Source organism: Paraburkholderia solisilvae, from assembly GCF_902859875.1.
Taxonomy (GTDB): domain Bacteria; phylum Pseudomonadota; class Gammaproteobacteria; order Burkholderiales; family Burkholderiaceae; genus Paraburkholderia; species Paraburkholderia solisilvae.
Window position 1 is genome coordinate 21,760 of record NZ_CADIKF010000066.1, and the last position, 15,447, is coordinate 37,206.

General features: G+C 64.0%; 12 protein-coding genes and 1 pseudogene. 11 read left to right on the top strand and 2 right to left on the bottom strand.

Features of this window, described 5'->3' with window-relative positions; translation table 11 throughout:
• Positions 1 to 516: 516 nt before the first annotated feature.
• The 4 genes and pseudogenes from HV675_RS28390 to HV675_RS28405 form a co-directional block, all read left to right on the top strand.
• Positions 517 to 699, top strand: a pseudogene (locus HV675_RS28390) (DAK2 domain-containing protein); the annotation flags it as partial.
• Positions 700 to 717: 18 nt separating this feature from the next.
• Complete coding sequence (gene dhaK, locus HV675_RS28395) at positions 718 to 1,707, top strand: dihydroxyacetone kinase subunit DhaK (protein ID WP_175114788.1); 990 nt, start codon at positions 718 to 720, stop codon at positions 1,705 to 1,707.
• A gap of 243 nt (positions 1,708 to 1,950) precedes the next feature.
• Complete coding sequence (locus HV675_RS28400; RefSeq protein WP_175114789.1) at positions 1,951 to 2,505, top strand: YMGG-like glycine zipper-containing protein; 555 nt, start codon at positions 1,951 to 1,953, stop codon at positions 2,503 to 2,505.
• Between the two features lie 603 nt (positions 2,506 to 3,108).
• Positions 3,109 to 3,555, top strand: a complete 447-nt coding sequence (locus HV675_RS28405; RefSeq protein ID WP_175114790.1) for a sigma factor-like helix-turn-helix DNA-binding protein — start codon at positions 3,109 to 3,111, stop codon at positions 3,553 to 3,555.
• Between the two features lie 215 nt (positions 3,556 to 3,770).
• On the opposite strand, the gene HV675_RS28410 is transcribed toward HV675_RS28405, so the two are convergent.
• The gene (locus HV675_RS28410) at positions 3,771 to 4,799 is read right to left on the bottom strand and encodes an alpha/beta fold hydrolase (RefSeq protein WP_343056892.1); all 1,029 of its coding nucleotides are present in this window, start codon (positions 4,797 to 4,799) and stop codon (positions 3,771 to 3,773) included.
• 226 nt (positions 4,800 to 5,025) lie between these two features.
• Between HV675_RS28410 and HV675_RS28415 the strand changes: the two genes are divergently transcribed.
• The 3 genes from HV675_RS28415 to HV675_RS28425 all read left to right on the top strand — a co-directional run bounded on the left by HV675_RS28415 (position 5,026) and on the right by HV675_RS28425 (position 8,246).
• Positions 5,026 to 6,513: an amidase gene (locus HV675_RS28415; RefSeq protein ID WP_175114791.1), complete on the top strand. Its 1,488-nt coding sequence runs from the start codon at positions 5,026 to 5,028 to the stop codon at positions 6,511 to 6,513.
• 192 nt (positions 6,514 to 6,705) lie between these two features.
• Positions 6,706 to 7,878 (top strand): NADH:flavin oxidoreductase/NADH oxidase, encoded by a 1,173-nt coding sequence (locus HV675_RS28420; protein ID WP_175114792.1) that lies wholly within the window; start codon positions 6,706 to 6,708, stop codon positions 7,876 to 7,878.
• A 143-nt stretch (positions 7,879 to 8,021) separates the two neighbouring features.
• Positions 8,022 to 8,246 (top strand): hypothetical protein, encoded by a 225-nt coding sequence (locus HV675_RS28425; protein WP_175114793.1) that lies wholly within the window; start codon positions 8,022 to 8,024, stop codon positions 8,244 to 8,246.
• Between the two features lie 185 nt (positions 8,247 to 8,431).
• Here the strand turns inward: HV675_RS28425 and HV675_RS28430 are convergent, their stop codons facing one another.
• A complete protein-coding gene (locus HV675_RS28430) occupies positions 8,432 to 9,541 on the bottom strand; it encodes a helix-turn-helix transcriptional regulator (protein ID WP_175114794.1) in 1,110 nt (369 codons plus the stop codon).
• A gap of 712 nt (positions 9,542 to 10,253) precedes the next feature.
• On the opposite strand from HV675_RS28430, the gene HV675_RS28435 reads away from it, so the two are divergent.
• From HV675_RS28435 to HV675_RS28450, 4 genes are all read left to right on the top strand, one after another.
• Positions 10,254 to 10,943: a type 1 glutamine amidotransferase domain-containing protein gene (locus HV675_RS28435; RefSeq protein WP_175114795.1), complete on the top strand. Its 690-nt coding sequence runs from the start codon at positions 10,254 to 10,256 to the stop codon at positions 10,941 to 10,943.
• A 377-nt stretch (positions 10,944 to 11,320) separates the two neighbouring features.
• Positions 11,321 to 12,973 (top strand): acetolactate synthase large subunit, encoded by a 1,653-nt coding sequence (locus tag HV675_RS28440; protein WP_175114796.1) that lies wholly within the window; start codon positions 11,321 to 11,323, stop codon positions 12,971 to 12,973.
• Between the two features lie 210 nt (positions 12,974 to 13,183).
• A complete protein-coding gene (locus HV675_RS28445) occupies positions 13,184 to 14,629 on the top strand; it encodes an aldehyde dehydrogenase family protein (protein ID WP_175114797.1) in 1,446 nt (481 codons plus the stop codon).
• A gap of 99 nt (positions 14,630 to 14,728) precedes the next feature.
• The coding region (locus HV675_RS28450; RefSeq protein WP_175114798.1) for a ProQ/FinO family protein at positions 14,729 to 15,447 on the top strand (719 nt) is incomplete at its 3' end.

A 15,447-nucleotide genomic window follows, 5' to 3' on the forward strand; every position in this document is an offset into this window, starting at 1 on the left:
TATGCGTTCTCCGTGCGAGTCGATCAGCGTTGGCGCTTGAGTGCTTAGGCCGGTCCCCATGCAGCGTGACCGCGGGTTGGCGCTGCAGCGTTGCGCCGGTTCCATGCGCGTTGCTCCAGGCAGGCGCTTCACCGCTTAAAGCTTGATCCGACGCATGACTCCAGATGGTCGCGCTGCGCAGCTTACCCCTGGGGTCTCATGCTTCATTCCATTCCGCAGGACTCCCCGACTGTCGCTTCGGCGCCTGGCCGCGCTTGTGGTGTGAGTCGACGGCGACGGCGACGCATGCGTGCCGGGCCGAGCGGCATGGCGCGCCGACGCGCCACTGTACCAGCAGTCGCGGGGCTATCGGTTCTGCTTCCGTGGCGGGATCGTTTCGCGGTCCATCGTCAGAACATTGGGGATGACAAAGCGCCTGGCACCTCGTTCAGCGAAAAGCCAGGTTCCGTGCGGGCGCCGATGCGTTGCGACACGGCGCCGGCGGTTGGGCGCAAGATTGCTCCTGACGCAGTGGCGACAGTGCTGGACGCACTGAAGAAGGTTGCCGAAGAAAACATGTTCGCCACGCGCGACATGCTCGCCATGAAAGGGCGCGCGTCGTTTCCCGGCGAGCGCTCGCGCGGCCATATCGACCCGGGCGCGCATTCGAGCCAACTGATGATTGCCGCGGTGTGCGCGTACTTTGTCCGCGCGGCGTAAAAGAGAAGAGGATCTGCGATGAAAAAATTCATCAATCGCGTCGACCACTTTCTTGCCGAGAGCCTGGCCGGTTTCGCCGCCGCGCATGCGGACCTCGTTGAACTGAACCTCGAGCCGGTTTTCGTACGGCGCAAGACCGCGACGCCCGGCAAGGTCGCGCTGATTTCCGGCGGCGGGTCGGGGCATGAACCGCTGCATAGCGGTTTTGTCGGTTATGGCATGCTCGACGCCGCGTGCCCGGGCCAGGTGTTCACGTCGCCGACGCCGGACCAGATGATGGCGGCGGCGCAAGCAGTCGATAGCGGCGCGGGCGTGCTCTTCATCGTGAAGAACTATTCCGGCGATCTGATGAACTTCGAAATGGCTGCCGAGATGTGCGAGGCGCCGAACGCAACGGTACTGGTCAACGATGACGTCGCAGTCGAAAATTCCAGCTATACGACCGGGCGGCGCGGCGTGGCGGGCACCATGATCGTCGAGAAGCTGGTGGGCAGCATGGCCGAAAGCGGTGCGAATCTCGAGCAATGCAAGGCCTTCGGCGATCATGTGGTGAAGCGTGTCGCTTCGATGGGCGTCGCGTTTTCGAGTGGCACGGTGCCGGCCGCGGGCAAGCCGACCTTTACGATCGGCGAAGACGAGATCGAGATCGGCGTCGGCATTCACGGTGAGCCGGGCCGTCGTCGCGCGCGTATCGCCCCGGCGGATGCGATTGCCGACGAACTGCTCACGGCGATCGTCGACGACCTGAAACCGGCGGCGGACGCGGCATTGCTCGTGCTGGTCAACGGACTCGGCGGCACGCCGTTAAGCGAGCTATACCTGCTGTTCAATTCCGCTCACGCGTGGTTGCGGCAACGCGGCTTCACAATCCGACGCGTGCAGGTCGGCTCGCTGACCACATCGCTCGATATGGCCGGTGCGTCGCTCACTTTGTGCTCACTCGATGCGGAGATGATGAAACGCTGGGATAGTGCCGTGCAGACGCCGACGTTGCGTTGGGGCCGATAATGCGCGTCGCGGGGTGCCGCGAAACGAGCTTCTCGCAACAGACGCGTTACATTTGGTAAGCATTTCTTACCGGCATTCGTCCGCATTTGTGTCGACGGGGGTGAGGCGCACGCGGGCAAGCCATCGCGTGCGCGCCTGCCCGTATATCGGCGAAAATATCCAGTAACGATCCGGTAACTCATGCCGGGTCGGATTTCGTCTAACGTTGCAGTATTGAAACCACTCTTAAAACCTAGAACCGGTATGAGTACCCGAACCCGAACCATCACCGTTGTGCTGCCGGTCATTGCCATTGCGCTCGCGCTGGGCGGCTGCGCGGTCGCGCCGCCCACGGGCCCGAGCATCGTTGCGCTGCCGCGCAAAGGCGAGCCGCTCAACCAGTTCCAGCAGGACGACTACGCGTGCCGCGACTATGCGTACCATTCCAGCGACGCGCAGGGCGCCGCGCAAGGCGCGACGCAAAACAGCGTGAACAGCACGGCGCTCGGCACGCTCGGCGGTGCGGCGGCCGGGGCGCTGCTCGGCGCGGCAGCGGGCAACGCCGGCGTCGGCGCGGCGATCGGCGCGGGCAGCGGCTTGCTGCTGGGCAGCGCCGTCGGCGCAAATGGTGCAACGTACGCGGCCGGCGGTCTGCAGGCGCGGTACGATGCGGCGTACGCGCAATGTATGACGTCGAAGGGCAATACGATCGCGCAGCCGCAGGCGCCCGCCTACGCGCCGGCGCAGCCGTACTACTATCAGCCGGCGCCGCGCTACTACGCGCCGCCCGTGATGTACGCCCCGTACCCGTATTATTGATCGCGCGAGCCGACGGCGCGCCACGCGCCGCCGGCTAATGAAATTCTGCAGAAAAACGCAGACGCTTTATGTGGTTCGAAATCTGCGTCATTTCGACTCTATTCACTGAAATGCAATTCAGTTTTTAGTCCAGTTAAAGACAGTCAGCCAAAGGCAATATAAATAAACAATGCGCCCGCATCGCTAAACACCGAAAATCATCAGCGAATTGACATCTCGCACCGGGCCGTAGTCCTCATTTCCCCGCTATCGCCAGTAGCCCTCGACACAGGGCCCACGGCCGATTCGACGATCTGGTAATACCAATAGAATAAAAAGGAAAGGTTGTATTAATGGAAAGTTGGCACAATTCGGGTGTATTGTTGCGAACATCCTGCCGGCTGGCGCATTGCCACAAAGAATGCCCTTAATGAGCAAGAAATTTGACGCAATTGGCATAGCGTGACTTCCGTCGCATGTGTAAGCTCTTGCTGCGTCGTTCGATCTTGGAATAACGACGTTTCTCCAAGCGGAGCACTACGCATGAATGCAGTCTCGAATCCAGCGGTTTTACGCGCATTGGTTACGCGGGTGTGGTCGTTTGCGTACCGTGTGACGGAGGATGTGCCGCTCGCCGAGGCCATGGTGGCCAATGCGTGCAATGCCAACGCCAACGCCGAAGCAGACTGCGCGGTAAGCGAACGCGAGACGCTTGTGCGAATGCTGGCCGCCGCGCACAGCGTGCTGCGCAGCGGCTCCGCTTACGAACGCTATGAGCGCACGCGCCGCGCAACCCGCGGCGCGCCCGCGGGCGTCGGCGCAGGCAGGCGCCGTGTCCGCAACACCGACGTTCATTCCCGGATTCTCGCCGAGTTCCGTTCGCTCGCCCCCCCCGAGCGGGCGGCGCTGCTGCTCTCCGAGGTGGAGGGGTTGACGTACGAGGAGTCCGCGGAAGTGCTCGGCGTATCGGTGGATCGCGCGAAGCTCGCCCATGTGGCGGTGCGTCTGAAGCTTGGACGCGCATTCAACGAACACAGCGGCACCAAGGCGCCGATGTCCGCGTCCCGCTGAGCACGTCCCGCCTCACTGTCACGTCGGACTTGGGCCGTCCCCGGCACGGCCCGCTGGCCACGGCCACCGCCGCCTGCCGGATGTTCGCCGGCAACAGCGCCTTCGCCGTGGTTTCGTCGGTAATCCGAACCTGCGCCAGGCCCGCGCGGATCGCGCCCGTGACGACGCCGATCTTCTGTATCCCCCCCACTGAGCGGCGACCCGTCGCGTGACACCTACTGCGCGAGCAACTCACGAATCGCATCGCTGATAAACGCCGCGTCTTCGACGTTCGCACTCGGCAATCCGGCGCGATGGCCCCAGACCGACGGAATCGGCAACAGCCTCGCGTTGCGCATCTGTTCGACTTCGAGCCGGTTGTCTTCGACCTGAAAATACAGGTCGGTGGCGCTCGGCATGATCAGCGCCTGCGCGGTGATCGCCTGCAGCGCCGCGTGAAAATCGCCGTGGTAGAGCGGGTTCGCCGAGATATCCGCGTGCTGCCAGGTCCACATATGCGCAAGCAGGTTGTTCGCATCGCGCCGCAGGAAATTCATTTCCCACGACATCACCAGATAGTCTTCAAGCGACGAAAAGCCGGCACGCCGCCAGAGCTCTTCGCGATAGAACGTCTGCGACATCGCCATCGCCGCATAACTGCGGCCCATCGCGCGCAGTCCGCGCTCGGGCCGCGAGACGAACGTGCCGTTCTGGAAGGCCGCGTCGGCGGTCAAGGTCGCGCGGATGCCTTCGAGAAACACCTTGTTGTGTTCGGACGTTTTCGCCGCGCCGCATGTCACCGCAAGACGCCTGACCCTATGCGGATACAGCGCGGCCCAATGGTAGGCCTGGATGCCGCCCATCGACCAGCCGCACGCGAGCTGCAATTCGTCGACGCCCAGTTGTTGCGTGAGCAACCGATGCTGGATCGCCACGTTGTCGGCGATCGTGAAGTTCGGCCAGCGCGCGCCGTTGAACGGCTCGACCGCATTGCTCGGCGACGATGACAGACCATTGCCGAAAAGATTCGGCACGACCACGAAGTAGCGATCGGTATCGAGCGCCGCGCCGGGTCCGATCATCCAGTCGACGTCGTAGTGATGCGCGGAAAACGACGTCATGTAGAGAATCACATTCGATTTGTCGGCGTTGAGACTGCCGTACGTCTTGTAAGCAAGCTTCGCGTCCCGAAAGGTGAGGCCCGATTGCAGGACGACGTGGCCGGCATTGAAAATCGAGTAGTCTTCCATGAGCTTTTTTGGCATGAAAAGATGAGCGGATTATTCGGCGCTGCGCGAAAGCGCATGATGGCATACCCATCAGGCAGGCGCTGACCGCTCGATCCCGGGCCGCGTCTCGCTGCCTCCCGATCATGCCGATGGGCGCTGCGAACGCAAATCACGCGCCCGTCGCACTCGATGTTCGCGCGCAACGTTTGCACGTGTGCGGATCAACACAACACCCCCTCGAATCGCAAGGATTGCATCGAATATGGATGAATCAGTTGTCGTTCTATCGGCACTTGAAATGCGGCGCATGATCGGCAGCCGCGAGCTGTCGCCGGTCGAGTTGCTGGACGCGTGCATCGCGCGCATCGAAGCGTTGAACCCGGCGGTCAATGCGATCGCGGCAACGGATTTCGAACGCGCACGCGCCGCCGCGCGCCGCGCCGAACAGGCGGTGCTGCGCGGCGAGCCGCTCGGCCTGCTGCATGGCTTGCCGATCGGTATCAAGGATCTCGAGGAGACCGCCGGCCTGCTGACCACATACGGCTCGCCGCTCTATCGCGCGCACGTGCCGCAGCACGACCACGTGATGGTCGCGCGTTTGCGCGCCGCCGGCGCGATCGTCACGGCGAAGACCAATGTGCCCGAATTCGGCGCGGGCGCGAATACGCGCAACGCGGTGTGGGGCGCGACCGGCAATCCGTTCAACCCGTTGCTGAATGCGGGCGGCTCGTCCGGCGGTTCGGCCGCGGCGCTCGCGACCGATATGCTGCCGCTGTGCACCGGCTCCGATACCGGCGGGTCGCTGCGCATTCCCGCGGCGCTGTGCGGCGTGGTCGGTTTTCGTCCGACGCCGGGGCTCGTGCCGAACGACCGGCGCAAGCTCGGCTGGTCGCCGGTCACCGTGGTCGGCCCGATGGGCCGCAATGTCGCGGATATGCGGCTGCAACTGGCAGCGACGGTCGGTCTCGAAGCGAGCGATCCGTTGAGCTTCGCGGTCGACGCGGGCCGGTTCGCGCATGTCGAACCGTTCGATATTGCGACGCTGCGCGTCGCCTACACGGAAGACTTCGGCGCGAGCGCAGTCGATAACGCGATGCGCGAGACGTTCCGCGCGAAAATCGACGTGCTCGCACGCGACGTGAAAATATGCGAACCGCTCGACCTCGATATGGGTGACGCGCATCGTTGCTTCGACATCGTTCGCGCGCAGAACTTCGTCGCGGATGTCCAGGAAATCTATGAGCGCGACCCCGCGTTGCTCGGGCCGAACACGCGCACGAACTACGAGATGGGGCGCGCGATGTCGCTGGCCGACGTGGCGTGGGCGCATGCGGAGCAGACGCGCCTGTTCCGGCGTTTTCAGTCGGTGTTCGAGCGTTACGACGTGATCGTCTCGCCGACCACGCCGATCACGCCGTTCCCGTGGTCGCAATCGTATCTCGCGGAGATCAACGGGGAACCGCTCGAAAACTATTACCGCTGGCTTGCGCTGACTTACCTCGTGACGCTCACGAGCAATCCGGCGATTGCGCTGCCGTGCGGCACCGATTATGCGGGCATGCCGTTCGGCCTGCAGGTCGTCGGCGCGCATCGCGGCGACGCGCGGCTGCTCGATATCGCGCAGTCGCTGGAGGCGCATTGGCAGCGCGATGCCGCGCGGCGGCGTCCGCTTCCCGATCTGGCGAAGCTCGCGCAGCCGGTGCCGGCGTTGAAGTCGATCGTGACCGCGCCCGCCGTGTTGAATGGCTGATGCGAATGGGCCGCGCCGCGCGATCGTCGCGCGGCGGCCTGGCATACGCAGCAAAGCGACGCAATTGCGCGCCAATCTTCTACACTCGATGACGTAACACGCCACGCGTGCGACCTGCTTACAGTTAATCGTGACAGACGTCGCGCAGCGTATCAGCGAATTTACGCAACAAGCTCGATCAAGGAGTGCATGGTGGCTCAATCCGCCCTCTTCAAACCGTTGCAGGCACGTGGCCTGACTCTGTCGAACCGGATCGTGATCGCGCCGATGTGCCAATACTCGGCCGAAAACGGCTGCATGAACGATTGGCATCTGATTCATCTCGGCCAACTGGCGGTATCGGGCGCCGCGCTGCTGACCATCGAGGCGACCGCGGTGTTGCCGGAAGGCCGCATCACGTATGGCGACGTCGGACTCTACGACGATGCAACCGAAGCCGCGATGCGTCGCACGCTGGAAAGTGTGCGGCGCTGGTCGAGTATTCCGCTTGCGCTGCAACTGGATCATGCGGGGCGCAAGGCATCGACCGAAGTGCCGTGGGCGGGCCGCAAGCAATTCGCGCCGGGCGATGCGCAGGGCTGGCAGACCGAGGCGCCGTCCGCGCTGGCGTTCGATCCGCAGGACCACGCGCCGGTCGCGCTCGATCGCGCAGGACTCAAACGCGTGCGGGATGCGTTTGCCGCTGCCGCAACGCGTGCCGCGCGCCTCGACATCGACCTGATTCAACTGCATTGCGCGCATGGCTATCTGTTGCATCAGTTTCTGTCGCCGTTGTCGAATCAACGCAGCGATGAATACGGCGGTTCGCTCGAAAACCGGATGCGTTTTCCGCTGGAAGTATTCGATGCCGTGCGCGCCGCCTTCCCCGATGACCGGCCGGTCAGTGTGCGCGTGTCCGGCACCGACTGGGTCGACGGCGGCTGGGATATCGAGCAGACCGTCGCGTTGGCGCAGGCGCTCGAAGCGCGCGGTTGCGATGCGATCCATGTATCGAGCGGCGGCCTGCATCCCGCGCAGAAGATACCCGTGAGTCCCGGTTATCAGGTGCCGCTCGCGCGCACGGTCAAGGCCGCGGTGCGCATGCCGGTGATTGCGGTCGGGTTGATCAGCAGCTTCGAACATGCGGAAAGCATCGTCGCAAACGGCGATGCGGACATGATCGCACTGGCCCGCACCGTGCTGTACGACCCGCGCTGGCCGTGGCATGCAGCGGCGGAACTGGGTGCGCGGGCGCGGGCGCCGAAGCAGTATCTGCGCTCGCAGCCGAACCGCTACAAGTCGCTGTTCGGCGAAACGCGCGGTGTGAGCCCCGAGCCGAGATGGACCGAGGGCGACGACAGCCTGCTGAATCTGGACGACGAGTGAGCGGCCGCACGCGCGGCCGATGCGTGCCGCGCCGCACGCAAAATTTTTTCGGTGCATGAAGGAATCATGCAAGTGTCGCGTAGTCGAAGCGACACGCGCGCGCGGCCCGGTTTGCCGCGTGCGTTTCGATTCGACGAAAAAATATGGAACGCCTGTTTGTGACGCGCAACCGCGCGATAGAAAAAATCATGATTCGCCGGCGCATCGTGAGCGATGCACTGGACAGCCGTCACGCGACTGACACGGACGCGCTGCGCGCGCAGCTGGAAGAGCTCGAGCGATTGCTGCTCGACGTGCGCGCCGGGCGCGCGACCGAGTTCGTGCTTCACGACGACGTCGCGGTGCAGTGCTTTGTGATGCCGGACTGAACGCGCCGGCATCCTGCGCGGAGACCGTGCGCCTGCACCACGCGCGTGTGCGGCAGGCCGCATCGATGCGTGCGCAACGATGCACACGGCGCATAGCGATGCTGCCCTGGTATGCGCGGCTCATCATCCAATGACCGGGCTATCATGACGCCCGCACCAATCCCACCTTATACGATCAGGCAACATCAGCCGCCCGCTGCCGCGCTTCGCGCTACGGCGACGGATCCCGCATCATGCACGCGCAGCCCGAGGCGATCGGACAACGCGGCGCGGTGCGGTGCATGCGGGTCGTCGGCATCGGCGCTTGCGGCGCGATCGTCCGCGTTCGCACAACGCATCCGCCATTGGTGCGGCGTTGCGCCTTCCTCTCGGCCGAACACGGTCGTGAAATGCGATTGCGTGCGAAAGCCGACATTCAGCGCGACGTCGATCATGCTCATCCGCGTCGAGGCGAGCAGCAGCTTCGCGCGCTCGATGCGCCGCCGCATCACGAAGAGGCGCGGCGATGCGCCGACCGCCGCGCGAAAGCGCGCGGCGAAGTAGGTCGGCGACAGGCCGACCGCGTGCGCAAGCTGTTGCAGCGAAATCGACTGATCGAGATGGTCATCGATGAATGCAATCGTGCGTTGCAGACGCCAGTTTTCGAGCGCCGGCGTTTTGCCGGTTTCGGGTTGGCCCGGTTCGGCCGGCTGCAACGCGATGCCGAGCGCGCGCGCGGCGATCGCGCGCGCGATGGCGTCGACGCAGGTTCGGCTCGCCGGGTCGGGGCTGTCGAGCGCTTCGACAAGCACATGCATCAGTTGCCGGATCACCGCGTCGCGCATGAACGGATAGCACGCGTCGTGCGCCTGTTGCGAACGGGCGGCGAGCACCACGTCCGGACAGCGCGCGACATAGGCGGCCGACAGGTAAATATGGAGAAAGTCCGAGGGCGCATGCGCGCGATATTCGGTTTGCGTAGCGGGCGCCGTCACCTGCACCATGCCGCGCTCGAGCGGGCCGTCGTGCAGGACGCGGCCGTTCGATGACAGGCGCAGCAGCATCGGGCGCAACGCCAGCGCGATCACGTAATAACCAGGCGGACCGACCGCGGCGCCTTCGCCTTCGCCGCAGGTCGTCCAGCGCGCGAGCACGATCGGACGATTGCCGTGTGCCGGCGTGTCGTCGGTGTGCGACTGCGGCATGCGCCGCCAGCAGACTTCGTGACCGACCGGCATGCGCGGCCGCGGCGGCGGCAGGACCGCGCGCGTGGCGCCGCCTGCGCGAGCGGTCGACGGCTGAACGGGAAGGGGCATGAACGACGACATCGCGGATCACCTCGTAACGGAGGACGGAGCAACGACCGGGTCGTGCCGATGTGGGCCGTGCAGCAGGATCGGCCGCGCCGCCGATTTCGACGGGACACGTGTATTGTGGACTTGCTTCGAACATATCGTCGGCCGCACGCGGTGAAAATCGTACGGTAGTGTCCGATAAGCAAATCACCGTCTGCGATACCTATACGAAGGTATGCCTGCGGCGGGCATGCGCGCACCAGAACAGTCGAAGCGCGGCAAAAGCGCGAAGACCTCGCTGCGCAAAAATGGATCGATATGCTGCGCGGAGAATACGCGTTGCGCCGCGATGCTTTCATGGAAGCATGGACGCGCAACGGATTCAAGCCCGATATCGCGATGAAGGCGCGCGTGCCGCTCACGGCATGCGGGCGGATTGCCGCCGCTTGCGTCCTCAGGCGCCGGTCGGCATCGTGCTGCGCGAGCTTGCGTGGTTCACAGCGTGCGCGCTGGCATACGTTATGGCCGGCCGTATGAAAATCGGATCAATCCGCGCCTGCTGCCTCGGCGTTGCCGCTAGACGTTACTCGAAACGAACGCAGTCGGGCAGATGTAACGTGTCTTGCGTATTTGACAAGATCATCGAAAGATGGCTTGCCGTGCATCGAGCGTTCCGGTTGAATCGTCGGTGCGGCAGACGGGCAAGCGGCAAGCACACTCTGGAGCAATCGATATGAAAATCCTGATTGTTTTGACCTCGCACGACAAACTCGGCGATACCGGCAAGAAAACCGGATTCTGGCTCGAGGAACTCGCGGCACCGTATTACGTGTTGAAGGAAGCCGGCGCGGAATTGACACTGGCATCGGTCAAGGGCGGCCAGCCGCCGCTCGATCCGAAAAGCAACGAACCGCAATTCCAGACCGATCTCACACGCCGTTTCGAGAAAGACAGCGAAGCGACATCGGCACTCGCCTCCACCCACACACTGTCGACCATGTCGATGGACAACTTCGACGCGGTGTTCTATCCGGGCGGGCACGGCCCGCTGTGGGACCTCGCGGAAGACAAGGATTCGGCCGCGCTGATCACGCGGGCGATCGCGACCGACAAGCCGGTGACCGCGGTCTGTCATGCACCCTGTGTGTTCAGACACGTGAAAGGGAAAGATGGCAGGCCGTTCGTCGCGGGCCGGCCCGTCACCGGGTTTGCGAACAGCGAGGAAGAACTGGTGCAATTGACCAAGGTGGTGCCGTTCCTCGTCGAAGACATGTTGAAGGAACAGGGCGGCCGCTATTCGAAAGGTGGCGATTTCGAGCCGTATGTGGTGGTCGACGGTCTTTTGACGACCGGCCAGAACCCGGCGTCCTCGGGTCCTGCCGCCAAAGAACTGCTGAAACAACTGAAGCAATTGAAGCATTGAGCGGAACATCGCACGGACGGCGTACCCGTCCGTCGCCGGAATACGCCAGACCGCTGCGCGATCGGAAGCGCGCAGCGGTCTTTTTTATCGAGGGTGCGCGCTGTGCTGCGCCAACCGGCGCTTGCCCTGCATCACAGTCATTCGACGCGCGATGGCGCGTGAGAGAGTAAGCTTTCAATCATGCCGGTTGCGCCAGGTTGTGCACTCGGGTCGTGCTCCCTTTATCCGCCGTCTGTCCGTCCGCAGCGAGTCGCCTTCGTCTGCGGCGTATCACGGCCTGCGTAAAGCGGCGCGCGCTCCCTGCGCCGGCTCCGGTATCGTGCTTCATCTGCTGCATTTCCCGCGCTTAAATCCTGATTTCAACTCGAGGCTCTTTCATGAAAGCATCGGATCTGTTCGTCAAGTCGTTGGAGGCGGAAGGCGTCGAATACGTGTTCGGCATTCCCGGTGAAGAAAATCTGGACCTGCTCGAATCGCTGCGCCGTTCACGCATCAAGCTGATTCTGACGCGCCACGAACAGGCAGCGGGCTTTATGGCCGCGACGTACGGGCGTCTCACCGGGCGCACGGGCGTGTGTATTGCGACGCTCGGACCGGGCGCGACGAACTTCGTCACCGCGGCCGCCTATGCGCAGCTCGGCGGCATGCCGATGCTGATGGTGACCGGGCAGAAGCCGATCAAGGCGAGCAAGCAAGGCCACTTCCAGATTGTCGACGTGGTGCGGATGATGGAGCCGCTCACGAAATACACGCGGCAGATCGTATCGATCGGCAATATTCCCGCGGCCGTGCGCGAGGCGTTCCGGCGCGCCGAAGACGAGCGCCCCGGCGCCGCGCATCTGGAATTGCCGGAGGACGTCGCGCATGAGGAGGGCGACGGCAAGCCGATTCCGAAGAGCTACAGCCGGCGGCCGATCGTCGAGGAAAAGGCGGTGGCGCGCGCGGTCGAAGCGATTACCGCGGCGCGGCATCCGCTGCTGATGATCGGCGCCGGCGGCAATCGCAAGACCACGTGCAACATGTTGCGCCAGTTCGTCGATCAGGTCGGCATGCCGTTCTTCACGACGCAAATGGGCAAGGGCGTGATCGACGAATCGCATCCGCAATGGCTCGGCAACGCAACGCTATCGGACGGCGACTTCGTGCACCGCGCCATCGATCACGCGGACTGCATCATCAACGTCGGCCACGACGTGATCGAGAAACCGCCGTTCTTTATGCGCGGCACCGACGCCGGCGACAAGACGGTGATTCACGTGAATTTCCTCGGCGCCGAAGTGGATGCGGTGTATTTCCCGCAGATCGAAGTGGTCGGCGACATCGCGAACGCGGTGTGGCAGCTCAAAGAAGCGTTGAAGGGACGCGGCGAGCACTGGGACTTCTCGCGCTTCGCCGAGATCAAGACGCACTTCGAAGCGCATCTCGCGAAAGGCCAGCACGACGAGCGGTTTCCGATGTACCCGGTGCGCATCGTCAACGACGTGTACGAGACGATGCCCGAAGACGGCATCATCTGTCTCGACAACGGCATGTACAAGATCTGGTTCGCGCGCTACTACCGCGCGCACGAGCCGAATTCGGTGCTGCTCGACAACGCGCTGGCATCGATGGGCGCGGGGCTGCCGTCCGCGATCGCGACGAAGATCGTGCATCCGGAGCGCAAGGTGATGGCTGTATGCGGCGACGGCGGCTTCATGATGAATTCGCAGGAGCTGGAAACGGCGGTGCGGCTGAAGCTCGATCTGGTCGTGTTGATTTTGCGCGACGACGCGTTCGGGATGATCCGCTGGAAGCAGGAGAACATGAATTTCCCGGACTATGGGATGACGCTGGCCAATCCGGATTTCGTCGACTATGCGAAGAGCTACGGCGCGCACGGTCACCGCATCACATCGGCGGCGGAGTTCGCGCCGCTGGTGCGCGACTGCTTCGCGACGCCGGGCGTGCACGTGATCGACGTGCCGATCGACTACTCGGATAACGAGCGCGTGCTCAATCGCGAGATCAAGCGGCTGTCGGCGCAGATTTGAGGGGCGGGCGATCCCGGCGGCGGGCGATCCCGGGGCGCGGCCATCCATCCGCGATGCGCCACGCGCCCGGCCGCCGCAAGTACCGCATCGCCCGCAGTACGCGGTACGCTGCCCGCTGAACGCAAAGGCACGCCCCTTGCTCAGCCCGCAATCGACTGACGCGATGAACGCAATGACTCGATCGACGACCGTCCTCAAGGAGAGCGTGTGATGTTGCAGAAGACTTACCCGTACTACCTCGCAAACGAACCGGTCGCGGCCAACACCGATCTCGAAGTGACCGACAAGTTTTCCGGCGAAGTGGCAACGCGCGTCGCACTCGCCGATGCGAAGGCAATCGATGCGGCGATCGGGCATGCGGCCGACGCGATGCCGGCAATGCGCGCGTACCCGCCGTTCAAGCGGCAGGCCGTGCTCGAACACTGCGTGCGGCGGTTTCGCGAGCGCTTCGACGAGCTCGCGATGGCGTTGTGCATCGAAGCCGGCAAGCCGATCAACGATTCGCGCGGCGAGGTGACGCGGCTCATCGACACCTTCAAGGTCGCCGCGGAAGAGTCCGTGCGTCTTGACGGCGAAGTGATCAATCTCGAGATCTCGCCGCGCGCGCAGGGCTATCAGGGCTATGTGAAGCGCGTGCCGATCGGGCCGTGCTCGTTTATCTCGCCGTTCAATTTTCCATTGAACCTCGCCGCGCACAAGGTGGCGCCGGGGCTCGCGGCCGGCGTGCCGTTCGTGCTGAAGCCGGCGAGCCGCACGCCGGTCGGCGCGCTGATCATCGGCGAAGTGCTCGCGGAGACGGACTTGCCGAAGGGCGCGTTCTCGATCCTGCCCGCGCACCGCGATGGTGCCGATCTGTTTACCACCGACGAACGTTTCAAACTGCTTTCATTCACCGGGTCACCCGCGGTCGGCTGGGATCTGAAGAAAAAAGCGGGCAAGAAGAAGGTGATTCTCGAACTCGGCGGCAATGCGGCCGCGCTCGTCGATGCCGACCAGCGCGACAAGCTCGATTACGTGGTCGAGCGGCTCGCGTTCGGCGCGTTCTATCAGTCGGGGCAGAGCTGTATCGGCGTGCAGCGCATTCTCGTGCACGCGGACCTCTATGACGCGTTGCGCGAAAAGTTGATTGCAAAAACGAAGTCGCTGAAGATGGGCGATCCAAAGGATGAAAAGACCTTCGTTGGACCGATGATCTCCGAATCGGAAGCGAAACGTCTTGCCGGCTGGATGGAAGGAGCGGTGAAGGCGGGTGCGAAGATCGTCGCGGGCGGCCGGGTCGACGGCGCGAAGTTCGAGGCGACGCTGCTCGAAAACGTGGCGCGCGATACCGACCTGTATCGTAAGGAAGCGTTCGGACCGGTTGCGATACTCGAGCGCTTCGATACCTTCAGCGACGCGCTCGCGACAGTGAACGACAGCGATTTCGGCCTGCAGGCCGGTATATTCACGGATTCCCTCGCGCATGCGCACGAAGCATGGGACGAACTCGAGGTCGGCGGTGTCGTGATCAACGACGTGCCGTCGTTCCGGGTCGACAACATGCCCTACGGCGGCGTGAAGGATTCGGGCCTCGGCCGCGAAGGCATTCGCTATGCGATCGAGGATATGACCGAACTGCGGTTGATGGTGATGCGCGAGACCTGGCGCAAGCGCTAGGCACGCATCGGTTACGCGGCGGCGCGCGGCGCGCGGACAATACCACCGGGCCATTGCGCGGGGCTGGTAGAATCACGCGTCATTTTTGCAGGACTGAGCATGGGTTTCGAACAACTGGCCGAGTTGAAGAAGCAACTCGCGAAGCAGGCGCGGCAGGCAAAGCAGGAAGCCTCCGAACAAACCGCGGAAAAATCCGCAGAACATCGCCAGGCCGACAAGTCCGGCGAGGGGCGCGGCCGGCCGGGCGGCGGGCAGGGCGTGCCGCAGCAGGCGCGTCAGGGCGAGCGGCCGCACCGTCAGCATGCGCGGGGCGCGCAGCGTGGCCAGCAGGCCGGGCGGCCGGGTCAGCCGGGCCAACCTGGTCAACCGCAAGGGCGGTCGGGTCAACAGAAGAGTCAACAGCAGGGCCAACACCAGGGCCAGCAAGGCGGCCAGCAGGTGGGGCACCAGGCGGGGCACCAGGCGGACCCGCGCGGTCGCCAGAAGAACCGGCCGCCGCAGGAGCCGGTCGATCCGGTCGTGCATGCAATCGGCAAATTGCAGAAGCGCTTTCCCAGCGCTTTTCCGAAGAAGCCGGAGCCGAAACTGCCGTTGAAAATCGGCATTCTTGAAGATTTGCTGCCGCATGCGCAGGAACTGGCGCTCACCGAAGCGGAAATACGCGAAGCCATCGCGACCTGGTGCCGCGGCAGCCGCTACTGGGCATGCCTCACCGAGGGCGCCGCGCGCGTCGATCTGAACGGCACGCCGGCCGGGCAGGTCAGCGCGCGCGATACGGCGTTCGCGCGCAACTCGCAGCGCGGCGGCCCGCGGCGGCC